This is a genomic window from Rhodococcus sp. IEGM 1370 (genome assembly GCF_033142325.1).
Taxonomy (GTDB): domain Bacteria; phylum Actinomycetota; class Actinomycetes; order Mycobacteriales; family Mycobacteriaceae; genus Rhodococcoides.
The window spans coordinates 18,812-41,490 of the sequence record NZ_JAWLRY010000006.1 but is presented as its reverse complement, the minus strand read 5'-3'; the positions used below and the strand labels follow the sequence as shown (position 1 = coordinate 41,490).

Annotated in this window: 18 protein-coding genes; 10 read left to right on the top strand and 8 right to left on the bottom strand. The window is 65.2% G+C overall.

The features are described 5' to 3' along the window. Positions 1-10: 10 nt before the first annotated feature. The 6 genes from R4P47_RS10785 to allB are packed head-to-tail and all read left to right on the top strand — an operon-like array spanning position 11 to position 7,042. Entirely contained in the window at positions 11-835 is an 825-nt protein-coding gene (locus R4P47_RS10785) for a hydroxypyruvate isomerase family protein (protein ID WP_317533059.1), read from the top strand. Between the two features lie 9 nt (positions 836-844). Beyond that, on the top strand, positions 845-1,741 hold the full coding sequence (locus R4P47_RS10780; protein ID WP_149406802.1) for a 2-hydroxy-3-oxopropionate reductase: 897 nt from the start codon (positions 845-847) through the stop codon (positions 1,739-1,741). Between the two features lies 1 nt (position 1,742). Continuing rightward, a complete protein-coding gene (gcl, locus tag R4P47_RS10775; RefSeq protein ID WP_149406803.1) occupies positions 1,743-3,542 on the top strand; it encodes a glyoxylate carboligase in 1,800 nt (599 codons plus the stop codon). A gap of 2 nt (positions 3,543-3,544) precedes the next feature. Continuing rightward, on the top strand, positions 3,545-4,678 hold the full coding sequence (locus tag R4P47_RS10770; RefSeq protein WP_149406804.1) for a glycerate kinase: 1,134 nt from the start codon (positions 3,545-3,547) through the stop codon (positions 4,676-4,678). Next, positions 4,675-5,718, top strand: coding sequence for an allantoicase (alc, locus tag R4P47_RS10765; protein WP_269596138.1), 1,044 nt, complete (start codon positions 4,675-4,677; stop codon positions 5,716-5,718). Before R4P47_RS10770 ends, alc begins: the two co-directional genes overlap by 4 nt. After that, the gene (gene allB / locus R4P47_RS10760; protein WP_394855282.1) at positions 5,669-7,042 is read left to right on the top strand and encodes an allantoinase AllB; all 1,374 of its coding nucleotides are present in this window, start codon (positions 5,669-5,671) and stop codon (positions 7,040-7,042) included. Before alc ends, allB begins: the two co-directional genes overlap by 50 nt. A 4-nt stretch (positions 7,043-7,046) precedes the next feature. Here allB and R4P47_RS10755 read toward each other — a convergent pair whose 3' ends face one another. Continuing rightward, positions 7,047-9,515, bottom strand: a complete 2,469-nt coding sequence (locus tag R4P47_RS10755) for an HNH endonuclease signature motif containing protein (protein ID WP_317784749.1) — start codon at positions 9,513-9,515, stop codon at positions 7,047-7,049. A gap of 320 nt (positions 9,516-9,835) precedes the next feature. On the opposite strand from R4P47_RS10755, the gene R4P47_RS10750 reads away from it, so the two are divergent. Next, positions 9,836-10,279 (top strand): hypothetical protein, encoded by a 444-nt coding sequence (locus tag R4P47_RS10750; RefSeq protein ID WP_317784748.1) that lies wholly within the window; start codon positions 9,836-9,838, stop codon positions 10,277-10,279. A gap of 106 nt (positions 10,280-10,385) precedes the next feature. Continuing rightward, positions 10,386-11,168: a dienelactone hydrolase family protein gene (locus tag R4P47_RS10745; protein ID WP_269596617.1), complete on the top strand. Its 783-nt coding sequence runs from the start codon at positions 10,386-10,388 to the stop codon at positions 11,166-11,168. Positions 11,169-11,181: 13 nt separating this feature from the next. Here the strand turns inward: R4P47_RS10745 and R4P47_RS10740 are convergent, their stop codons facing one another. The 6 genes from R4P47_RS10740 to R4P47_RS10715 form a co-directional block, all read right to left on the bottom strand. Beyond that, on the bottom strand, positions 11,182-12,264 hold the full coding sequence (locus tag R4P47_RS10740) for an XdhC/CoxI family protein (protein ID WP_317533062.1): 1,083 nt from the start codon (positions 12,262-12,264) through the stop codon (positions 11,182-11,184). 1 nt (position 12,265) lies between these two features. Next, complete coding sequence (locus R4P47_RS10735; protein ID WP_317533063.1) at positions 12,266-13,708, bottom strand: NCS2 family permease; 1,443 nt, start codon at positions 13,706-13,708, stop codon at positions 12,266-12,268. Between the two features lie 122 nt (positions 13,709-13,830). Then, the gene (locus tag R4P47_RS10730; RefSeq protein WP_269596614.1) at positions 13,831-16,155 is read right to left on the bottom strand and encodes a xanthine dehydrogenase family protein molybdopterin-binding subunit; all 2,325 of its coding nucleotides are present in this window, start codon (positions 16,153-16,155) and stop codon (positions 13,831-13,833) included. Continuing rightward, positions 16,152-17,504 (bottom strand): 8-oxoguanine deaminase, encoded by a 1,353-nt coding sequence (locus R4P47_RS10725; RefSeq protein WP_149406810.1) that lies wholly within the window; start codon positions 17,502-17,504, stop codon positions 16,152-16,154. The genes R4P47_RS10730 and R4P47_RS10725 overlap by 4 nt, the downstream gene beginning before the upstream one ends. Next, complete coding sequence (locus tag R4P47_RS10720) at positions 17,501-17,974, bottom strand: (2Fe-2S)-binding protein (protein ID WP_068048485.1); 474 nt, start codon at positions 17,972-17,974, stop codon at positions 17,501-17,503. Before R4P47_RS10720 ends, R4P47_RS10725 begins: the two co-directional genes overlap by 4 nt. Positions 17,975-17,976: 2 nt before the next feature. Beyond that, positions 17,977-18,843, bottom strand: coding sequence for an FAD binding domain-containing protein (locus R4P47_RS10715; protein WP_149406811.1), 867 nt, complete (start codon positions 18,841-18,843; stop codon positions 17,977-17,979). 148 nt (positions 18,844-18,991) lie between these two features. Here R4P47_RS10715 and R4P47_RS10710 point away from each other — a divergent pair, with 148 nt between their 5' ends. Continuing rightward, the gene (locus R4P47_RS10710) at positions 18,992-20,497 is read left to right on the top strand and encodes a PucR family transcriptional regulator (RefSeq protein WP_262498481.1); all 1,506 of its coding nucleotides are present in this window, start codon (positions 18,992-18,994) and stop codon (positions 20,495-20,497) included. Between the two features lie 24 nt (positions 20,498-20,521). Next, complete coding sequence (locus tag R4P47_RS10705) at positions 20,522-20,818, top strand: putative quinol monooxygenase (protein WP_094687235.1); 297 nt, start codon at positions 20,522-20,524, stop codon at positions 20,816-20,818. Positions 20,819-20,833: 15 nt separating this feature from the next. Here R4P47_RS10705 and R4P47_RS10700 read toward each other — a convergent pair whose 3' ends face one another. Further along, positions 20,834-22,654 (bottom strand): bifunctional diguanylate cyclase/phosphodiesterase, encoded by a 1,821-nt coding sequence (locus R4P47_RS10700; protein ID WP_262498482.1) that lies wholly within the window; start codon positions 22,652-22,654, stop codon positions 20,834-20,836. Between the last annotated feature and the right edge of the window lie 25 nt (positions 22,655-22,679).

Sequence of the window (22,679 nt, the reverse complement as noted above, 5' to 3'; positions counted from 1 at the left end):
GGCACCGTGCATGAACACTTTCGCTGACTCTCGGCTCCACTACACCGTCAACTGTTCCATTCTCTTCACCGATGTTCCGTTGCTCGATCGACCGCAGCGAGCCCGCGATGCCGGCTTCGATGCCGTCGAATTCTGGTGGCCGTTCTCGAATCCGGTGCCGTCCGACGCCGATGTCACCGCGTTCGTGTCTTCGGTCCGTGATGCCGGGGTGCAGCTGACGGGACTGAACTTCGCCGCCGGCGACATGCCCTCAGGCGATCGCGGGATTCTGTCCGATCCAGCGCAGAAGCAGGCGTTCCGCGACAACATCGACGCCACGGTCGGCATCGGCGAACAACTCGGCACCACCGCGTTCAACGCCCTCTACGGAAATCGTATCGACGGCGTCGACCCGCTCGACCAGGACGAGGTCGCGATCGAGAACCTGGCGGCAGCAGGGAAGGCCGCAGCGAGGATCGGTGCCGTCGTGCTGGTGGAACCCGTCAGCGGCGCGCCCGCCTACCCGATCAAGTCTGCTGCCGGTGCCGTCGCCACCATCCTCCGCGTCGCGCGTGAACAGGACGTACACAACCTGCGTCTGCTTGCCGACCTGTACCACCTCGCCGTCAACGGAGACGACGTGCCCGCGGCGCTCGATGCCCACCACGATCTGATCGGGCACGTGCAGATCGCCGACTCACCGGGCCGCGGAGAACCGGGTACCGGCTCACTCAACCTCGGCGGACAACTCGCCGGCCTCGCCGAACGGGGTTACGACGGTTACGTCGGACTCGAATACAAAGCCACCCAGCCGGATCCGTTCGCGTGGCTCGAACTGGCCACCACTACCAAGTAGGGATTTTTCATGAGCACCATTGCATTCATCGGCCTCGGAATCATGGGCAGCCCCATGTCCGTTCATCTCGCCAAGGCGGGCCATCAGGTGGTCGGCTACAACCTGACCCCAGATCGCACAGGTCCTTTGGTCGAGGCAGGCGGCACTGCTGCCGATTCCATCGCCAAGGCCGTTCACGACGCAGACGTCATCGCGATCATGGTCCCCGATTCTCCGGATGTGCAGGAGGTTCTCGCCGGTGAGGGCGGGGTGTTCGACAATGCTCGACGCGACGCGCTGATCATCGACTTCTCCAGCATCCGTCCCGACGTCACCGCCACGTTGGCTGCCGACGCGATCTCGCGCGGCTTCCGTATCCTCGACGCTCCGGTCTCCGGCGGCCAGGCCGGTGCCGAGAACGCGACGCTGTCGATCATGGTCGGCGGCAGCGCGGACGACTTCGCCACTGCCAAGCCGATTCTCGACGTCGTGGGCAAGACCGTCGCTCATGTGGGCCCCAGTGGCTCCGGGCAGACGGTCAAGGCAGCCAACCAGCTGATCGTGGCCGGCAACATTCAGGTGCTGGCCGAGGCGATCGCGTTCCTCGAGGCCTACGGCGTCGATCTGGCAGCGTCGGTCGAGGTTCTCGGCGGAGGCCTCGCCGGTTCGGCCGTGCTCAATCAGAAGGCGCAGAAGATGCTGGACCGCTCGTTCGAGCCCGGCTTCCGCATCGACCTGCACCACAAGGATCTGGGCATCGTCACCTCCGCTGCACGTGAGGCGGGCGTCGTGATTCCGATGGGTGCCGTGTTGGCGCAGCTGATGGCCTCGGCCCGCGCCAACGGCGATGGCGGTCTCGACCATTCGGCGCTGTACCGCGGTGTCGCTCGGCTCTCGGGCTCCGCGATCTCGAGCAAGGACAACTGACATGGCCAAGATGCGCGCGGCCGATGCCGCAGTGAAGATCCTCGAACTCGAAGGTGCAACAACGGCATTCGGTTTGCCCGGTGCCGCGATCAACCCGTTCTACGCGGCGATGCGCAACCACGGGGGGATCCGCCACGTGCTGGCCCGCCACGTCGAAGGTGCCTCGCACATGGCCGAGGGATTCACCCGGGCTGCTCCGGGCAACATCGGCATCTGCATCGGAACCTCCGGCCCGGCCGGAACCGACATGATCACCGGGCTGTATTCGGCCATGGCCGACTCGATTCCGATCCTCGCCATCACCGGACAGGCCCCCGTCGCGAGGTTGCACAAGGAAGACTTCCAGGCCGTCGACATCGCGTCGATCGCCGCACCGGTGACCAAGATGGCGATGACGGTGCTCGAACCGGCCCAGGTTCCCGGTGCCTTCGCGCAGGCGTTCCACCTGATGCGCTCAGGACGGCCCGGCCCGGTGCTGATCGATCTGCCCATCGACGTGCAGCTGGCCGAGATCGACTTCGATCCCGACACCTACCAGTCGCTGCCCGTGCACAAGCCCGTTGCCTCGCGCGCTCAGGCAGAGAAGGCCATCGACATGCTCCTGGCTGCCGAGCGCCCGTTGATCGTGGCCGGCGGCGGCATCATCAACGCCGACGCCTCCGACCTGCTCGTGCAGCTCGCCGAGATTCTCGACGTTCCGGTCATCCCGACCCTGATGGGCTGGGGCACCATCCCCGACGATCACCGTCTCGCCGCAGGCATGGTCGGCTTGCAGACCGCCCACCGCTACGGCAACGCAACGATGTTGGCCTCGGACTTCGTACTCGGCATCGGAAACCGTTGGGCCAATCGGCATACCGGCGGGCTGGAGACCTACCGCAAGGGACGCAAGTTCGTCCACGTCGACATCGAGCCGACCCAGATCGGACGTGTCTTCGCACCCGACTACGGCATCATCTCCGACGCCAAGGCGGCCCTCGAGCAGTTCGTCGCCGTCGCCGAGGAGCGTCGTGCGGCAGGCACGCTGCGTGATCTCTCGGGCTGGGTGGATGACTGCGCGACGCGTAAGCGCACGATGCATCGGCGCACGCACTTCGACAACGTGCCGATCAAACCGCAGCGCGTGTACGAGGAGATGAACAAGGTCTTCGACCGCGACACCCGCTACATCAGCACCATCGGACTCTCGCAGATCGCGGGCGGGCAGTTCCTGCACGTCTACTCTCCCCGCAACTGGATCAACTGCGGTCAGGCCGGCCCACTGGGCTGGACCATTCCCGCGGCACTGGGAGCAGTGGCTGCCGATCCGTCGGCGAATGTCGTTGCACTGTCCGGTGATTACGACTTCCAATTCATGATCGAGGAGTTGGCCGTCGGTGCGCAGTTCAACCTGCCGTACGTGCACGTGGTGGTGAACAACTCGTACCTCGGGCTGATCCGGCAGGCGCAGCGCGCCTTCGACATGGACTTCTGCGTGCAGCTCGGATTCGACAACATCAACCACCAGGAGACCTTGGACGCTCAGCCCGGTATCCCGAAGGGCTACGGCGTCGACCACGTGCAGGTGGCAGAAGGGCTGGGCTGCAAAGCGCTTCGAGTCACCGAGCCCGACCTCATCGGCGAGACGTTGGTGCGGGCCAGGACGTTGGCGAACGAGCACAAGGTCCCCGTCGTGGTGGAGATCATTCTCGAGCGGGTCACGAACATCTCGATGGGCACCGAAATCGACAACGTCGGCGAGTTCGAGGAGCTGGCCAACACATCGGCCGATGCCCCCACTGCGCTGCTCCTGCTGGACTAGAGATGACGCGCATTCTGCTCGCTCCCGACAAGTTCAAGGGCTCGCTGTCGGCAGCGGAGGTCGCGCAGGCGGTGGCCGAGGGGATGCTCTCGGTCGACTCGTCGCTCGAAACGGTGTGCCTACCCGTCGCCGACGGCGGTGACGGCACCGTCGATGCTGCCGTCACCGCCGGGTGGGATCGAGTGGCAGTGACCTGCTCGGGGCCGACCGGTGAGCCGGTCGATACGTCGTATGCCCGTCGTGGTGATACTGCGGTCGTCGAGTTGGCCTCGGCGGTAGGGCTCGAGCTGCTGCCGAATGGACAGCCGGATGCGCTGGGGGCCAGTACGTTCGGTCTCGGTACCGTCATCGGGCACGCTCTGGAGGGAGGTGCGCGGCATCTCGTCGTCGGACTCGGGGGCAGCGCATCCACCGACGGCGGTGCCGGAATGCTCAGCGCGCTCGGTGCCCGCATCCTCGATGCCGACGGCAACGACGTTGCGCTCGGCGGCGGTCCGCTGCGGGGTGCAGTCCACCTCGACCTGAGCGGTCTAATGCCGTCGGCTCGGAATGCGGTGTTCGAGCTGGCTTGTGACGTCGATAATCCGTTGCTCGGTGTCACCGGAGCCGCGGCTGTCTACGGCCCACAGAAGGGTGCCGGGCCGCAGGAGTTGCTGTATCTGGAACACGGGATGCGGCAGTGGGCGCATTTGGTACGCAACGCAATCGGCCGCGACGTGAGCGGTCTCGCCGGCACCGGGGCGGCCGGCGGAACCGCCTTCGGTGCCATGGCTGTACTCGGTGCTGCGGCCAAGCCGGGGATCGACACCGTGCTCGAGCTGATCGACTTCGGCAGCGCTCTGGCGTCGGCCGACCTTGTCGTCACCGGTGAGGGTTCGCTGGACGAGCAGAGCCTGCACGGAAAGGCACCGATCGGAGTCGCTCATGCAGCGCGCGCGGCGGGGGTCTCGGTGATCACCGTGGCGGGACGCAGCGTCGTCGGCTTGGATCGATTGCGCCCCTTCGGTATCACCGCGTCCTATTCGCTGACCGACCTGGAGCCGGACCCGCAGATCTCCATGCGTGACGCGGCTCGGTTGTTGCACGAGGTAGGTCGAACGTTGGCCACCACACACATTTTGGAAGGAACTTCATGACCGGAACCGATTTCACCACGCTGACCGACCTTGCTTCTCGGGCGCTCGGCGGCAGCGTCTCCGCAGCGAACGACGAGCTGTTCGCCCAGCGCGAGAACTTGATCAAGCCGGACGCTCCGCTGTTCGATCCCGAGGACTTCGGGCACAAGGGAAAGGTGTACGACGGCTGGGAGACTCGGCGTCGCCGCGACGAAGGCGGTCACGACTGGGCGATCGTGCGACTTGGAGCCCCCGGCATCGTGCACGGAGTCGTGGTCGACACCGCTCACTTCACTGGGAACTACCCGCCGTTCGTCTCCGTCGAGGCTGCATCGATCGAGGGCTACCCGTCCATCGAGGACGTGCAGAATGCGGAATGGCACAGCATCGTCGACAAGTCCCCCGCAGCCGGTGACACTGCGAACATGTATGCGGTGGACGATCGGCACCGGTGGACGCATGTGCGTCTGTCGATCTACCCCGACGGCGGCGTTGCCCGGTTCCGTGTGCACGGCCAGGTGGTGCAGGATCCGCGGTTCCTCGCCGGCACCGTCGATCTGCTGGCCGCCGAGAACGGAGCTCGGCTGATCGACTGCTCCGACGCGTTCTACTCCTCCCCGGCCAACATCATCCTGCCCGGGCGGGCACGCAACATGGGTGAAGGTTGGGAAAACTCGCGACGACGCAACGGCGGCAACGACTTCGCAGTCTTCGCCCTCGCTTCACCCGGTGTTCCGCGGCACGTGGAGGTCGACACCAGCTACTACGTCGGAAACGCGCCGGGGTGGATTCGACTCAGCGCCATCGATTCTCGTCGTCGACACATCACGGACCCGACGGCATGGAGCGAGATTCTGCCCCGCACCGCCGTTCAGCCGGATACGCGTCATCGCTTCCTGCTGAACGAGTTCGACGCGTACACGCACCTGCGATTGGACGTGTACCCCGACGGCGGACTGTCCCGATTGAGATTGTTCGGTGAACTCGACGCCGAGGCTCTCGATGCGGCAGATGTTGCGTGGAAGTCGTCCGAGCTTCAGAGTGCCTCCAGTGCAGTCTGATTCGGCGGATCTCGTTGTCCGCGCTTCGCGAGCGGTGATCGGCGGACGGGAGGTCGCCGCTTCGGTCTCGGTGGTGGACGGCCGGATCGTGGCGATCGACTCCTATGATGCTGGTGCTTCGGTGCTCTCCGGCATCGTGGTCGAGCTCGGCTCGGACGAGGTGTTGCTGCCGGGTTTGGTGGACACGCATGTTCACGTCAACGAGCCGGGGCGCACCGAATGGGAAGGGTTCGCGAGCGCCACCCGGGCTGCCGCGGCGGGTGGCATCACGACCATTGTCGATATGCCGCTCAACAGCATTCCGCCGACTGTCGACGTAGCAGCTCTGGAAATCAAGCGGCGGGTGGCAGCGGATCAGTCGGTCGTGAACGTCGGGTTCTGGGGCGGTGCCGTGCCGGGGAACGTCGATCAGCTGCGGCCACTGCACGATGCAGGCGTATTCGGCTTCAAGTGCTTCCTGCTGGCGTCGGGCGTGGACGAATTTCCGCCGCTGACGATTCCGGAGCTCGAGAAGGCTCTGATCGAGATCGCATCGTTCGACGGGCTGATGATCGTCCATGCGGAGAACGCAGAGGTGATCGCCGAGGCACCGTCCGCGTCGGGCCGCGAGTACTCGGGATTTCTGGAATCGCGTCCGCGTGCGGCCGAGAACCGGGCCATCGAGCAGGTGATCGAGCTGTCTCGGCGGACGGGGTGTCGGGTGCACATTCTGCACCTGTCGAGCGCGGATGCGTTGCCGATGATTGCGGCGGCCAAGCGGGACGGTGTTCGGGTGACGGTCGAAACCTGTCCGCACTATCTGTGTTTCGACGCCGAGGCTGTTCCGGCCGGGGCGACTCAGTTCAAGTGCTGCCCGCCGATCCGCGAGGCCGGTAACCGTGAGTTGTTGTGGCAGGGTCTGTCCGACGGCACGATCGACACCATTGTCACCGATCACTCCCCCTGTACGCCCGACCTGAAGCGGTTCGACACCGGAGACTTCGGCGATGCGTGGGGTGGGATTGCGTCGCTGCAGGTGTCACTTGCAGCGGTGTGGACTGAGGCGCGTGCCCGTGGGTTCGCGCTGACCGACATCGTGCGGTGGATGGCCACGAACACGGCTGATCAGGTGGGTATGGCAGATCGTGGACGCATCGAAATCGGTTGCGCTGCAGACCTTGTGGTGTTCGCACCCGAGGAGGAGTTCAGCGTCGACGTTGCGCAGTTGTACCACCGTAACCCGGTGACTGCTTACGATCGACTGGGCCTATCGGGTGTGGTGCGACGGTCGTGGATCGCGGGCTCGGAGTTGTCGACCGGACAGTTGTTGCGCCGCCAGCGCTGACCTTCTAGAACGGTGGCTTCGTGTCCTCGTGGCGTCCGGTCTCGTGGTTGTCGGGCTCAAGGTTGTCGGGTGGGTTGGGGTAGGCGATGTGGCCGGATCGTTTCGGTTTTGTGGGGATGTGTGGCCTGAGGTCGTTGCCGAGGATGGGTACGGATGTTGCGTTGGTGGGCAGGGTGATTCGGGTGGTCTTGGATGTCGATGTCCACAGGATGGCTCCGCCGGGGAGCATGATGGCTGTCCAGTAGCCGGCGGTTTTGACGGAGTGGTGGTAGTCGCAGAGGCATTGGAGGTTGTTGACGGTGGTCCAGCCGCCGCCGCGAGGGTTGGCGTGGTCGAAGGGCACTATGTGGTCGAGTTGGCAGCGTGCGGCGGGTCGGTGGCAGCCGGGGAAGCGGCAGTGTTTGTCGCGCAGGCGGACGGCGGCGGTGGTGAGGGCGTCGGGCCGGTAGATCAGGGCGCGGTCGGTGAGTGGATCGCGGGGTACTGATTTGCCGAGGGTGGGGTCGGCGGCGATGGCGGCTTCGAGCGCTGCGGCGAGGGTGGCGTTGCCGAGGTAGAGGCCTGAGGGTGTGCGGTTTGCGGGTGTGTTGTCTGCAGTGGGGATTGTTGGGTTGTTCAGCCGGATTGCCGAGCGAAGGTCGAGTGCTCTCATGTTGCGGGCGGGATGTCTGATGTCGTCCAGGTCGAGGGCAGAGCTGTGCCGTGTGCCCCGGCCGACGGGTGTGTGGGTGCAGAACAGGGCTGCAGCGGAGGTCAGTGATCCCAGGCGACGCTGGCGTGGATTGTCGCTGGCGGCAGTAGCAGCGTCAGCGGCAACGTCAGTGGCAGTGGCAGTGGAGCCTGTTCTCGGTTCCGGGCCTTGGGCTGACGTCGCCCCGGATGTCGCAGAGTCGGATGGAGTTGCGGGAGAGCGTGATTCCGAACAGTTCGGTGCGATAGCAGGTGCCGGCGGTGTCCGTCTCGCAGGTGGTGGTGACGCTGACGCCGGTTCAGGCGACGCAGCGAGGTCAGGGCCGGTGGCCGATGTTGCCTGAGCGGGAGGGGCGATCACTGGCGTCCCTGCGCGTGTCGCTGCGTGCTTCCGAACAGGATCGGTGTCTGGGTCGGTGGCCGACGTTGCCTGAGCTGGAGGGGCGGTCGCAGGTGCGGGTTTGGACTCGTCGTTCTCCTCGGCATCGCCGGTCTCGCCGGTCTCGTCGGTCTCCTCGGCATCGGCGACCTCAGCTGCGAGTGACTCAGGTGCCGCTGGTGCCGGTGCTGCGGGCTCCGGTGCCGGTGTCGAGGTATTTCGAGGTACAGGTACAGGTACAGGTACAGGTACAGGTACAGGTGCAGGTGCAGGTGCACCTGCGGCTGCCGGTGAACTGGCCGGGGTCGGTTCGGTCGAGGAATCTGTCGCCGACCTCGAGTCCGCCCCCGACCCAGTTCCCTCAGCCGCAGCCGCAGCCGCAGCCGAGTCTGCAGCCAAGCCCAAGCCCAAGCCCGTGTCGTTGTCTTCGTCCGTCGCTGTTTCCGTCTCGGGTTCTGTTGCAGCCGATGTCTTCTCGCTGTCTGGGCGTCGTTCCCATTCCCCGGTCTCTGGGTTCTGCACAGCGAGTCCGAGTTTCTCGGCGAGGGTCACTGCTTCGGTAAGCAGGATCTGCCAGTGACTGTTGCGTGCCAACTCTCGCGCGAGGTCGGGGTCGATGGATCCGTGCCCGGCGAGGTAGGCGGGGTTGGCGAGTAGCCCGATGAGGGTGGCGATGTCGACGGTGATCATCGTGAGCGGCACCCGTCGATCCGGCAACGCGGTGTCTTTCTTCGGGCAATCCTCGCGTTGGCACAGGCATGCCAGTCGGGGTTCTCCGTGCATGCGGGCCATGAAGGCATCGCACAGGCGTTCTTTCTTCCCCCGCGGGTCTTTCGGGCAGAGGGTGTCGGCCATCTCTTCGAGGAGTTGCCATGCGGCGGCGGCTTCGGGGGCGGTCAGCTCGGCTCGGATGCGGGCCAGTTCGCCGGCGGGACTGTAGGTGACGGTCCGGAACTTCTTCGCGAACTCCCGCAGCGCCGCGGCTTCTTCGGGTGCGACGCGCAGCAGGATGTCCCAGATCGCCTGCTCGAGCGGGCCCGGGGACGACCTCCGCGCCGCCTCGACCACCTCGGCTTCGACGCGGGTGACGATGTCGTCGGAGAGGTTGTCGAGGATCCGGCATACCGTCCGCACGCGGGGGAGATCGATCTCGCCTGCCTCGAACGTGGTCTTCACCAGAGGAAGCCGGGTGTGCAGGGCGACACCGACGGACACATACGCTTCGGCGACCGTCGCCGAGCAGCCCAATGCCACTGCCATCTCCGTGCGCCCGTATCGGCTGTAATGCTTGTGCTTGGCGTCCCGGGCGATCCAGTCGCAGTGCACGCGATAGCAGGCGGTGATCTTGCGGGCCGCCTGCCGATTCTCCTCACGCGCAGCCGCGGTCAACGCCTCCAGTGACACAGTCGGTACAGCACCCAATTTTTTCACCCCCCGGTGAGCCGAAACAAGAACGCCTGTTCGAATAAGAGAATGGTATCTCGACCCACCGACAGAAACGTAAATACATTGGCTCGGGCGCTCTGAGCAAGGGCAACAGGAGGAACTGCTGCTCGGTGCGCCCGCGAGCTCGGCGGCATTGCGAGTTCCGCGCGAATCATGTTCACCTGTATCAGTGGTGGTACGTTCCGAGCGATTTCCGCTGAAGCCGCGGAAGCCGACCGCATGTTTGTCGGGCGTCGGTGGCATCATCGCGGCGTGCTTCCAGCGTGGAGGTTGTGACAGTGAACGATCAAAAGATTCCGCCCGGATCTGATCGACCGCAACGAGAGTCCCCATTCTTGTTGGCTCTCGGCATGGCGGTGATCATGACATGGGCTTCGGCGTCGACAGCGACGCTGATCTACGCGCTCCTCGGCAGAACCGGATACCCACTGTCGGTTCTACTGCTCGTGGTACCGCTGGTCCCGTTCTATGCGTGGGTGATGCGTAAGGAGAAGGCACTGCAAGCCGGACCGAATTGGGATCGGCAGAAGGACAAGTTCTTGGCGGTGGTCATCTTCCCGGTTGTGGTTGTGGCCGTCATGCTGGCTGTGCTCGCACCGGTTCCGGTCCTGACTAACGCGCTTCCCACTGGAGGGGCGTTCGGTGCGACCGTTGCCTCGGCGGTCGTGATCGTCATCGCGATCATCGCGCGTGGTCAATGGCGCTCACGACGCGAGCACTAGTTCGAGATTTCGCCGGGCACTTCTACGTTGCTCACACCACGAAAGGTCGAATCGCAACAGGCGTACGGTCGCAAGGGCCCGATTCCTCGACTCGAAATGGACTCCAGTGCCCAGTTCACATGTGCAGATTCCCATGACCGACGGCGCGGCGGACGCGTTCGTCACCTACCCTGACGGCGATGGGCCGCATCCCGCAGTCCTGCTCTACATGGACATATTCGGCGTGCGACCAGTGTTGGAGGCCATGGCCCGCGAACTGGCCGAGCACGGTTACTACGTGCTGGTCCCCAACCTCTTCTACCGACACGGACCAGCACCGGTGGTCGAGCTACCCGAGCTCATCGACAGCGAGTCACGCCCGGCGCTCGTGGAGAAGCTGATGCCGCTGTTGGCCGAGCACACCGCTGACCGAGCCCGCGCCGACGCCGAGGACTATCTCGCATTTCTCGACGAACAGCCGGCAGTGGGCGCCGGAAAGGTAGCAGTGGTCGGCTACTGCATGGGCGGAGTCCTGGCGATCCGCACGGCGGCCGCATTCCCCGATCGAGTCAGCGCTGCTGCAAGCTTCCATCCGGGGAAGCTCGTGACCGACGAGCCGGGCAGTCCCCATCGGTTACTCCTTGACGTTGCGGCTACGTCGGATCGTTCCGCAGGCTCCACTCTTGCCGCTGTCCACATCGGCCACGCTGATGGCGATATGACGCCCGAGGCCCTCGACGAGCTCGACGGAGCCCTCGACGCGGCTGGACTCGAGTACACCTCCGAGGTCTATCCCGGTGCTGTACACGGATTTACGATGGCCGACACCACCGCATTCGATGCAGCTGCACTGCAACGGCATTGGGATCGTCTGTTGCCTTTGCTCGAACGCACGATACGTGTGGGCTGAGTCGGGCCGATACTTACGCGTACTTCGCGTCCCCCGCCGCCCCGTCGTGATGAATCGGGCCGGCCGTTCGTGTCAGGGGCAGAGCGCTACCCCCGCGTCGCACGGCGACGAATTCCGCAGCGATGGCCAGCGCGGTCTCCTCGGGGGTTCTTGCCCCCAAGTCCAGGCCGATCGGCGACTTCAAGCGTGCGAGCTCCTGCTCGGTCAACCCAACGTCGCGCAACCGGGCCGCGCGATCGTCGTGAGTCCTGCGTGATCCCATCGCCCCGACGAATGCGACAGGCAACCGCAGGGCCACCTCGAGCAGCGGCACATCGAATTTGGCGTCGTGCGTCAGGACGCAAATCACCGTGCGGGCGTCGACGGCCGTCCGCGCCAGGTAGCTGTGCGGCCATTCGGTGACCACCTCGTCGGCGTCGGGAAACCGTGCAGCAGTGGCGAATACCGGTCGCGCGTCACAGACCGTCACGTGATACCCGAGGAACTTACCCACGCGGGCGAGTGCGCCTGCATAGTCGATTGCCCCGAAGATCAGCAGCCTCGGGGCAGTGGCGTAGGACTGCACGAACACGTCGAGATCAGGCCGGCACCGCACCGAGCGGATACCGGTACCGCCGGAGTCCAACATCGCCAGCGCCTCACCGACGACAACCGCGTCGACATCGGAGAACCCGGTGCTGCCGATCGTGGCCGAGGAGGACACTGCAAGCGATTCCCCTGACCCGGAGAGCATCGTCACCGTGGCCACCGCAGTGTCCGACGCGATGGCGGCGAGCACGGCCCGCGGAGGTCCGAGGCGGACGAACACCTCGATCACTCCCCCGCAGGTCAGACCGACAGCGAAAGCGTCGACGTCGCTGTAGCCGAACGATTCTCGCTTGGACTCACCGGTCTCGAGAACCTCGCGGCACAGCTCGTACACTGCTCCTTCGACGCAGCCACCGGAGACGCTGCCCACTGCTTCGCCGTCGGCGCAGACCGCCATCGCGGCACCCGGAAGCCTTGGGGCACTTCCGGATACCGCGATGACAGTCGCTACCGCATAGGGAATGCCGGCGCGATCCCAGGCCGACAGACGATCGACGATCTCTTTCACGTTACGAGATTCCCAACGCTTCTTCGATCGGGTGCAGGGCGAAGTAGACCAAGAATATACCCGACATCAGATACAGCAGCCAATGCGTCTGGCGTGCTTTCCCTTTGGCCAGACGAACGAGGGTGTACGAGATGACACCGGCCGCAACACCGACGGTGATCGAGTAGGTGAAGGGCATCAGGACAATGGTCAGGAAGGCCGGGATCGCGATTTCGGTGTTCTCCCAATCGATCTTGCGTACGTGCGTCATCATCAGCGCGCCCACCAGAACCAGGGCCGGCGCAGCTGCACCGACGGGAACCACCCCGGCCAACGGAGTGAAGAAGATCAAGCTGGTCAGCAACCCGCCCGTGACGACGCTGGCGAGACCGGTTCGGGCTCCTTCGGTGACGCCGGCCGCAGATTCCACGACGGCGGTGTTGGCGGAGCCGTTGATTGCGCCTCCGACGATGGCACCGATACCGTCGACGGTGAGGATGCGGCTCAGTCCGGGCATCCTGCCTTGCTTGTCGACCAGGCCCGCTTCTTCGCCGACTCCGAGGATGGTGCCCATGGCGTCGAAGAAGCCCGACAACACCAGTGTGAACAGGACAACCGATGCCGTGACGATTCCGGCTCGGGCGAAGCCGCCGAACAGGTCGACGTTGAACAGCAGGTCGAATTGTGGTGTGGCGACGATGGAGTCGGGCACTTTCGGTACCACCGGGCCCCACGCCTCCGGCTCGATATCGAACACCGAGTTCAGGATGATGGCCAGATTGGTGGCCACGAAGATGCCGATCAGCATCGCGCCCGGCACCCTCCGAACGAACAGCATGATCATCAGGATGAGCCCGACACAGAACACGAACACCGGCCAGCCGGCGAGCTTGCCGAAGGTGCCGAGGGTGACGGCGGTTGCTGCTGACTCGTGGTGCCCGACGAACCCGGCGTCGACCAGGCCGATGAGCGCGATGAATGCACCGATCCCGACGCCGATCGCCTGCTTGAGCACCAGCGGTATGGCATCCATGATGAGTTGCCGAATGCCGGTGAGAGCGAAGACGACGATGACGACGCCCTCGAGAACCACCAGACCCATCGCCTGCGGCCAGGTCATGTACGGGGCCGCCTGGAACACCACGATCGGCGTCACCCCGAGGCCGGCTGCCATCGCGAGGGGCGCGTTTCCGACGACCCCCATCAGGATGGTCGTCAGCCCGGCGGACAGTGCCACCATGGTCGACAACTGAGCCGGATCGAGCGTGGCACCGGTGACATCGCGTGCATCACCGATGATCAGAGGGATGAGAACGATCAGGTAGGCCATGGCCACGAATGTGGTGACACCACCTCGAATTTCGCGTGACAGCGTGGAACCGCGGCCGGTGATGTCGAAGAACTTGTCGATCTGGGATCGACCTCGTCCGCTTTGGCGAGTGCTGGATGTGTGTACGTCGGTCATGATCGGCCCTCCCAGGGCGTGATCAACCTCGTCGAGCGTCGGGCCGGGCCGACATGCCGGGGGAGTTGGCGTCGGTACGGTTGTGCCGGAGAAGGTTTCGTCGAATGGGGATGGAACTCAGATCAGCTGTTGATGATGTGTTCGGGTCGAACGGGTACGCGGGTCAACGCGAGTCCGGTGGCGTTGCGGATGGCGGCGACGACGGCGGGCGTCGACGAGAGGGTGGGTGGCTCGCCGGCACCACGAAGGCCGTACGGTGCCAGGGGATCCGGGTTCTCGAGGATGTCCAGCTTCATGGGCGGCATGTCGAGAATCGTGGGGATGAGGTAGTCGGTGAACGACGGGTTCTTCACCAGACCGTCGACGACGACGATCTCCTCCATCACCGCGAGGCCGAGGCCCTGCGCTGTGCCGCCGTGGATCTGGCCTTCGAGTGAAAGCCGGTTGAGGATCTTGCCGACGTCCTGTACGGCCGCCATCTCGACGACCTTGACGAGTCCGAGTTCGACGTCGACGTCCACCACTGCGCGATGCACACACAGGGCGAGCTGCGTGTGGCTCGCGCCCTGTCCGGTGACCGGATCCATTCCGCTGGTGGGGCGATGGTGGAATTCACGCGTCTGCTCGATGACGCGATCGCCGAGTACGTCCTCGATCGTGGCCAGCACGCCGTCGGTTGCCGAGACGATCTTGCCGCCGTCGAGGCTGAGGTCGGCCACCGCGCGGCCCAGGTACAGTCCGGCCAGGACGAACACCGCCTCGCGCACGGCCTCGCACGCGGTCTTGACTGCGCCACCGGTCATGTACGACTGGCGCGACGCGGACGAAGAGCCCGCGTTACCGACCTTGGTGTCGGCGGGGTGGATGACGACCTTGGTGACGCCGAGTTCGGTGCGCGCGATCTGCGCCTCCAACGTCACCAGTCCCTGGCCCACCTCGGCAGCAGCCGTGTGCACCAATGCCGTTGCCTCGCCGCCGATCACCTCCAGACGGACGCGAGCAGTGGAGTAGTCGTCGTAGTTCTCGGAGAAGCAGATGTTCTTGATGCCGACGCCGTACCCGATCCCACGTACGACGCCTTCGCCGTGGGTGGTCTGCGATGCCCCACCCGGCAGATTCCGAATGTCCGACGCGTCCAGCGGGGCAGGTAGTTCCATCGCCTCGGCTCGGGCGAGCATTTCGGCCAGTGGGGCAGGTGCTTCGATGACCTGGCCGGTCGCGAGGATGGAACCTTGGCTGACGGCGTTGATCTGGCGGATCGCCACCGGTCCGATACCGCAGGCCTCGCCGAGCTTGTCCATCATCGACTCGTACGCGAAACATGCTTGCACTGCGCCGAAGCCACGCATCGCACCGCACGGTGGATTGTTGGTGTACACCCCGTACGCGTCGATCTCGATGTTGGGGATGACGTACGGTCCGACACCGAGCGAGGCCGCGTTGCCGACCACGTTGAGGGTGGCCGAGGTGTACGCACCGCCGTCGAGGATTATCTCGACATCGGCGAACACGAGCTTGCCGTCGCGGGTTGCACCGTATTCGTAGTGCATCTGCGCCGGGTGTCGGTGTACGTGGCCGAAGAACGACTCGTACCGGTTGTAGACGATCTTGACCGGCTTGCCGGTGTGCATGGCGAGCATCGCCGCGTGGATCTGCATCGACAGGTCCTCACGGCCACCGAATGCACCGCCGACGCCGGCCAGCGTCATTCGGATCTTCTCCTCGGGCAGGCCGAGACACGGCCCGATCTGCGCCAGATCGTTGTGCATCCACTGCGTTGCGACATAGAGATCCACGCCGCCGTCCTCGGCGGGCACGGCCAAGCCGGACTCGGGTCCGAGGAACGCTTGATCCTGGATGCCGACGGCGAAGTCGCTGCTGACGATGACATCCGCGGTGGCCCGGGCGGCGGCGACGTTGCCGACGCGCACCGGCTGATGCCGCGCCACTCCGCCGCGTTCCTGCACCTTCGGGTAGTCCGGGTCCAATGCTGCGCGTCGGGCATCGGTGAGAGGCTCGAGCACGTCGTAGACCACGACGATCTTTTCCATTGCGCGCCGGGCGGTTTCGGGATGATCGGCTGCGATCAACGCGATCGGTTCGCCCTCGTGCCGCACCTCGTCGAAGGCCAGCACGGGCTGATCCCACGTGTGGTCGAGTCCGAAGCACTTGCGCCCGGGCACGTCCTCGTGGGTGAGTACCGCCTCGACGCCGGGAGTTGCCAGCGCCTTCGAGATGTCGACAGAGACGATCTTCGCGCGGGGATGTGGGCTACGAAGGGTTGCGCCCCAGAGCATCCCGTCGATGAACAGATCCGATGAGTAGGCGAACTCGCCCTTGACCTTCAGCGTGCCGTCGGGTCGCAGCGGGCTGTCGCCGACGCGACCGCGACCCGGGGCGGGGATGTCGGCGGGAGCTTGCCGGGGTGTGGTGGTCGGGGCGCTCACAGCACGTCCTCCGCGAGTTTCATCAGGCGACGGTGCGCATCGGCTCCGGCGCGGCCTATTTCGTCCTGCGGTGCGCTGGTCAAGACATCGTTCTCGACGATCGTCCGGCCTCCCACCATCAAGCGCGCGAGCGGTGGTGTCTGCCCGTACGCGAACGCCACGACCGGGTCGTCCACGGCCGAGTAGAACCCGTCGGTGCGCCAGATCGCGATGTCGGCGAGCTTGCCGACCTCGAGCGAACCGATCTCGCTCTGACGGCCCAGTACCGTTGCGCCGCCCAGTGTTCCGATCTCGAGTGCCTGACGCGCGGTCAGTGCTGTCGGTCCGTACTTGGCCCGCTGCATGTACATGGCCTGACGGACCTCGCCTGCCAGCGGCACCATTTCGGCCGAGGCGGAACCGTCGACCCCCAGGCCGACGGGTGCGCCGGCGGCGAGCAGGTCCGAGATCCGGGCGATACCCGCGCCGAGCCGAGCATTGGAGCTCGGGCAGTGGGCGGTGCCGGTTCCGGTGGCCGCCATCTTTGCGATGTCGGAATCGTGCAGGTGCACTGCGTGTGCGAACCACACGTCGTCGCCCAGCCAGCCGACCTGCTCCATGTATTCGACCGGGGTGCAGTTCATCTGAGCGAGGCAGTGCTCTTCTTCGTCGAGGGTCTCGGCCAGATGCGTATGCAGCCGAACACCTTTCGCACGAGCGAGGGTCGCGGACTCGACGAGTAGCTCCTTGCTGATCGAGAACGGTGAGCAGGGCGCGACCGCGATGCGGAGCATGGAACCGAAGGAGGCGTCGTGGTAGGTGTCGATGGCCTCGGCGGTGGCCGTGAGGATGTCGTCGAGTGATTCGACGACCTCGTCCGGTGGCAGGCCGCCGTCGGACACACCCCGGTCCATCGAGCCTCGGCACGGCTGGAAGCGGACTCCGATGCGTTGCGCCGCGTCGATCTCGGCGGCGAACAGATCGCCTCGGCCCTGGGGGAAGATGTAGTGATGATCGGTGCTGGTGGTGCATCCCGATTTGGCCAGCCATCCGAGCCCGGCCGCGGCGGCACCGCCGACGACCTCGGCGTCCATCTTGGACCACGGCTTGTACAGAGCGACAAGCCATTCGAAGAGCGTGTTGTCCTTGGCCAGGCCCTGGGACGCCCACTGGTAGAGGTGGTGGTGTGTGTTCACCAGGCCCGGGGTGACCAGGCAACCGGAGGCGTCGATGGTCTCGGCGCCGGGGATGATCGGGGCGGGACCCGATCCGATGGCGGTGATCATCGTGCCCTCGACGACGAGGTAGCCGTCGGGGATTTCGTCTCCGACGATGGGCGCGATGTAGGCACCCGAGATGACAGTGGTCATTTGGCTTCGGCCTTTCGAGTTGCTGCAAGCCGCACGGCGTCCAGGATCTTCTCGTATCCGGTGCAGCGGCAGAGGTTTCCGGCGAGTGATTCACGGATCTCGACGTCCGACGGATTGGGAACGCGCTCGATCAGATCGTGTGCTTGCACCACGAGCCCGGGTGTGCAGAAGCCGCATTGGACGGCTCCGCATTCGACGAACGCCTCCTGCATCGGATCGAGCTTGTCGCCTTCGGCGAGGCCTTCGACGGTACGGATCTCGCGGCCCTCGACCTGACCGGCGGCCACCAGGCAGGCACATGCGGGGACGCCGTCGAGATAGACGGTGCACGAACCGCATTCACCTTGCTCGCAGGCATTCTTGGATCCGGGGAGTCCCATGCGTTCACGCAGCAGGTAGAGCAGACTCTCGCCCTCCCAGACGTCGTCGGCTTCCATGTCTTTTCCGTTGATGGTGCAGTTGACTCGCATGTTCAGGCCACCTTCCGTGCGGCTGTGAGGTCTCGCCATGCCCAGCCCAGTGTTCGCCGGGCCATCACGGACAGGGCGTGCTTGCGGTAATCGGCAGTGCCTCGTACGTCGTCGATGGGACTTGCTGCCGCACTGACCAATCGGCCGAATTCCTCCGATACCCGCGGATCGAGGGCACCGTCCCACTCGAGTTCGGCCGCGAGGTAGTTCTCGGCATCGTAAGCCCGGCGCGGCGTCGGCGCAGCGGAGCCGAGTCCGGTACCCACGCGACCCTCCTGCGGAAACAGTGCGATCGAGAACGAGCAGACGGCGATGACCATCGCGTTGCGGGTGCCGATCTTGGAGAAGTACTGCGGTCCCGCTGCCGGCGCTACGTGAAAGGCGCGGATGAGTTCGTCGGGCAGGCAGGAATTGCGCTTGACGCCGAGGTAGAACTCGGTGGCGGGGATCATGCGTACTCCGCGCTCGGCCGATTCGACCTCGACGGTCGCGCCCGCCGCGAGCAGAGGCGCGTGCAGATCGCCTGCTGGTGACGCGCCGCCGAGGTTGCCGCCGACGGTCCCGCGATTGCGGATCTGCGGTGAACCGACGGTGCGGGAGGCCTGGGAGATGCCGGGGAGCATGTCTCCGAGCTCGGCGATGATGCGGACGTACGGCACGCCTGCGCCGACCCGCAGCGTCCCGTCGGGAAGGTGCTCCCATTCGGTGAGTTCGGTGATCGGGTTCAGATCCAGCAATGCGCCCGGCCGGTGCAGGTCGAAGTTCATCTCGACCATGACGTCGGTGCCGCCCTGGATGGGCACCACGTCGACGTCGTCGGCCTTCGCGGCCAACGCGTCGCCCCAGGTCTGTGGTCGTAGAAATTCCATCGTGCTGTTCTCCGCTCACGTGTCTTTCGGTCGTGTTCACCCAGTACAGCCGCCGGAGGCCACGCGAACGAGAGACAGGAACGACGAAGTATGACGCCGATCACAGTGTAGGTTTTGGAGGATCCTACGAAGAGGAGGTCGATGCACCGTGAGACTGCGTGATCTGGCCGATCTCCCCGACCTGAAACTGCAGCCGATCGTCACCCCCGAACACTTCGATCCGACCATCCGATGGGTCGTGACCACCGACATGCTCGATCCGAGCCGATACCTCAGCGGCGGAGAGCTGGTGCTGACCGGTCTGATGTGGCGGACGGGCCCCGAGGACTCGAGGACGTTCGTCCGGGCGGTGTCCAAGGCCGGGATCTCGGCGCTGGCGGCATCCGACGACGGCGTGGTGCCCGACGATCTGGTCGACGCCTGCCTCGAGCACGGCCTGCCGCTCTTTCGGGTCCCCGCAGACATCGCTTTCGCCACCGTCACCGAGAGCGTGGTCCGGCAACTGTCCACGGCCCGGGCCTCGGACCTGAGCCTGGTGCTCGATCGGCACCGACGCCTGGTGGCGAGCGCGGGGCCCGGTGGGGGTCTCGGTCCGCTGCTGGAGATGGTCAGCTCCGATCTGGGTATGAACTGCTGGGTGGTCACCTCGTCGGGACGGGTACTCGCCGGATCCGACAATCCGCCGGACACCGAAGCCGTCGCGCAGGAATTCATGAGCTCGGTGCGGCTGCCGCGGTACTGCCCGGAGCAGCGAGTCTCGGTGTTCGCCGTCGACGGTGAGTCCGCACCGCGGGTGGTGGATTGGTTCGTGGCCTTCGAAAGCGATTGGCAGACATGGGATGCGCCGAGGCTTTCGCTGGCCGGGCAGCTGGCGTCGATCGTGGCGGTGGAACGCAGTCGCGTCGACGATCGCCTGTCCGGGTCGGGAATTCTGGCGCAGGAATTCGTGCGCACGATCGTCGGCGGTGCGACGGCCGCTGACATCCTCGCCCAGATGCACGTCATCGGGCTCGATATCGAAACACGGTACGCTGCAGTGGCTGTGGCCACGTCCGGGGAGACGTTGCGGCTCGGCGAGCTACGCCCGCTGCTGCGAGAAGTGCTGGCACCGTTGGAGATCACGCTCGGAATCGTCGACGGCGAGGCCATCGCGTTGGTGGAGGCGCGAACCGATCGAACCGATTCCGTCCGGCGAGCGGTCCACACGTTGGCGCCGGGACTGATCGGTAGCGGCACCTCGATCGGTGTCAGCGCTCCGACCGCGCCCGCCGACATCCGAAGCGCGATCGAGGAAGCGCGCTACGCCCGCAGACTCGCCGAGCGTCGTGGCTCGGATTGCAGTGTCGTCGGGCACGATGAATTGGCCACGCTGACAATACTTCTCGCCAACGTTCCCGATGACGTGCGACGCATGTTCACCTCGAGACTGCTGACTCCCCTGGTCGACTACGACGACCTGCACAACAGTGATCTCGTCGAGACGCTGTCGGTGTACCTCGACACCAACGGAGCCTGGACGCGATGTGCCGAACAACTGCACATGCACGTCAATTCCGTCCGATATCGCATCCAGCGCATCGAAGAACTGACCGGCCGCGATCTGTCGCGACTGGAGGACAGGATCGAGTTCTACTTGGCTTTACGGCTGCGGTGACCCGTCGCGGTCTACCCTGGAGCCATGGCTCTCATTGCAACACTGGATCTGACGTTCAAGCCCGAGTCTCTCGCCGACGCGCGAGCACTGCTGCGCACGGTGCTGGCCGATACCCGCGCGTTCGAGGGTTGCCTCGGCGTCGACGTGTGGGTCGACGAGGAGAACGAAGCCCACGTGGTGGCCTACGAGACGTGGGAGTCGGCCGAGGCCGATGCGAAGTACCGCGAGTTCCGCGCCGGTCCCGGCCAGATCACCGAACTGCCGCCGATGCTCGCTGCCGCTCCGACACTGACGAAATTCACGGTCGACTCGTCGATCTGATCAGCAAGTATTCGGCTACCTCGTCACCTGGTGGTGGGAGTGTGCAGAAGCAGGTTCCGGTCGGCCGGTGAGGAAGCCCTGAACCATTTGGGCTCCCAATTCGTGCGCCACTTGCAGTTCCGCTTCGGTCTCGACGCCTTCCATGATGACGGTGGCGTCGATCTGCCGGGCGAAGTCGACGATCGCGGTCGCGGCTGCTCGACGCAGGGGATCGCGGTCGATTCCGTGGACCAGCGCATAGTCCACTTTGAGGATGTCGGGCCGCAATTCGATGACGTGGCGTAGACCGGCGAATCCGGCACCGACGTCGTCGATGCAAATCTGTACTCCCGCAGCACGCAGGCTGTCGATGGCTCGCGTGACCGCGAGGTAGTCGTCGACTCGCTCGTGTTCGGTGATCTCGAGGAAGAACGTCCGCGACGCCAGGTGCGGGCGTAGTCGATCGAGCAGGTTCGTCGTGCGGATGGTGTCCGCGGATGCGTTCAGCGAGACGAATGATCCCGGCGGTAGCGCATGTATCGAGTCGAGCGCCCGGTCGAGTGCGGCACGTTCGAGGCGGGGACCGATGCCGGCCTCGGTGGCGTCTCGGTACCACGAGAGCGGCGATCCGGCACCGAACGGAAAGCGCGAGAGTGCCTCGAAACCGACGACGGATCCCTTGACGGTGTCGCAGATGGGCTGGAAGAAGATGTCGGGGCCGCCGGATGCGATGAGTTCGTCGATCCGGCTCCGCGTCTGCTCGTGCGAGTTCGCTTCGGGAAGACGATCGGACGCCGCGCTTCCGGAGGTTCGTGCCTTGAATCGGTACATCTCGATGTCGGCCAGCGCGATCAACCGTCGAACCAGAACATGAATGCTGGTGTCGGAGTCGAGTGCCTCGACGGCCGAACCGAGGCTGGTGGTGAACCGAGGACCGTCGAACGTTTCCTCGAGCGCAGCCCGAATCCTGTTGTCCGACTGAGTGATCTCCTCTCGAGTTCCGGTTCTGACAACCACGAACTCATCACCGCCCAGGCGTGCGACCGCCGACCGATCGCCCACAGCCTCGGACAGGCGTCGGGCGACTTCGATGAGAACGGCGTCGCCCGATGGATGCCCGAATCGGTCGTTGATCTGCTTGAAACGGTCGATATCGAGGACCGTGACCCCCACCGCTTGACCGGCCTCGGACGGTGAGACACCCAGGGTGTCCACGGTGTCCAGCAGACCGCGGCGATTCCACAGGCCGGTCAACGGGTCGGTCAGCGCCCGCGCGGCCTTGAGACGTAATTGCCCTATGTACGCCTTGATCATGAAGGGTGCCGCGTAGAGAGAACCGATGGTCACGATGCGGGACGCGGTCGACCACGGGTCGGCACCGGCCGAGACGGCCAGCACACCGAGCGTCAGCAGCGTGATGGTGGCGACGCCGAGGTGAATCAACACCATTCGGTAGGAACTTCCGACGACGATGAAGGCGGCGACGATCGCGAACATCGCGCAACCCGGCATGGCGTCGAAGTGGGTGCGGAACGAGAACAGAACCGACACGATGCCGACATCGGCGTACAGGACGTAGGCGGTCGCCAGCCGCGGGGAAGTCCAAGGACGGATGTACCAGGCGATGGCCACGGGCATCGTGGTGGCCGACGCGACGAGTACCGCGATCGAGGCCGACTCGGAGAACTGTCCCGCCGGGATCATCAGCACACCGGCCAGTCCGAACGTCAGCGTCATTCCGCTGATGAACAGCCGAACCCATCGCTCCTCTGCGGTGGGAATGAACTCTCCCGGATCGGAAATCGCAACGCCCTCCGTCGTATGAGGCTCCCAACCTGCATGAACGCTAGCACTCACGGTGAACACGCACCCTGAATCGGAC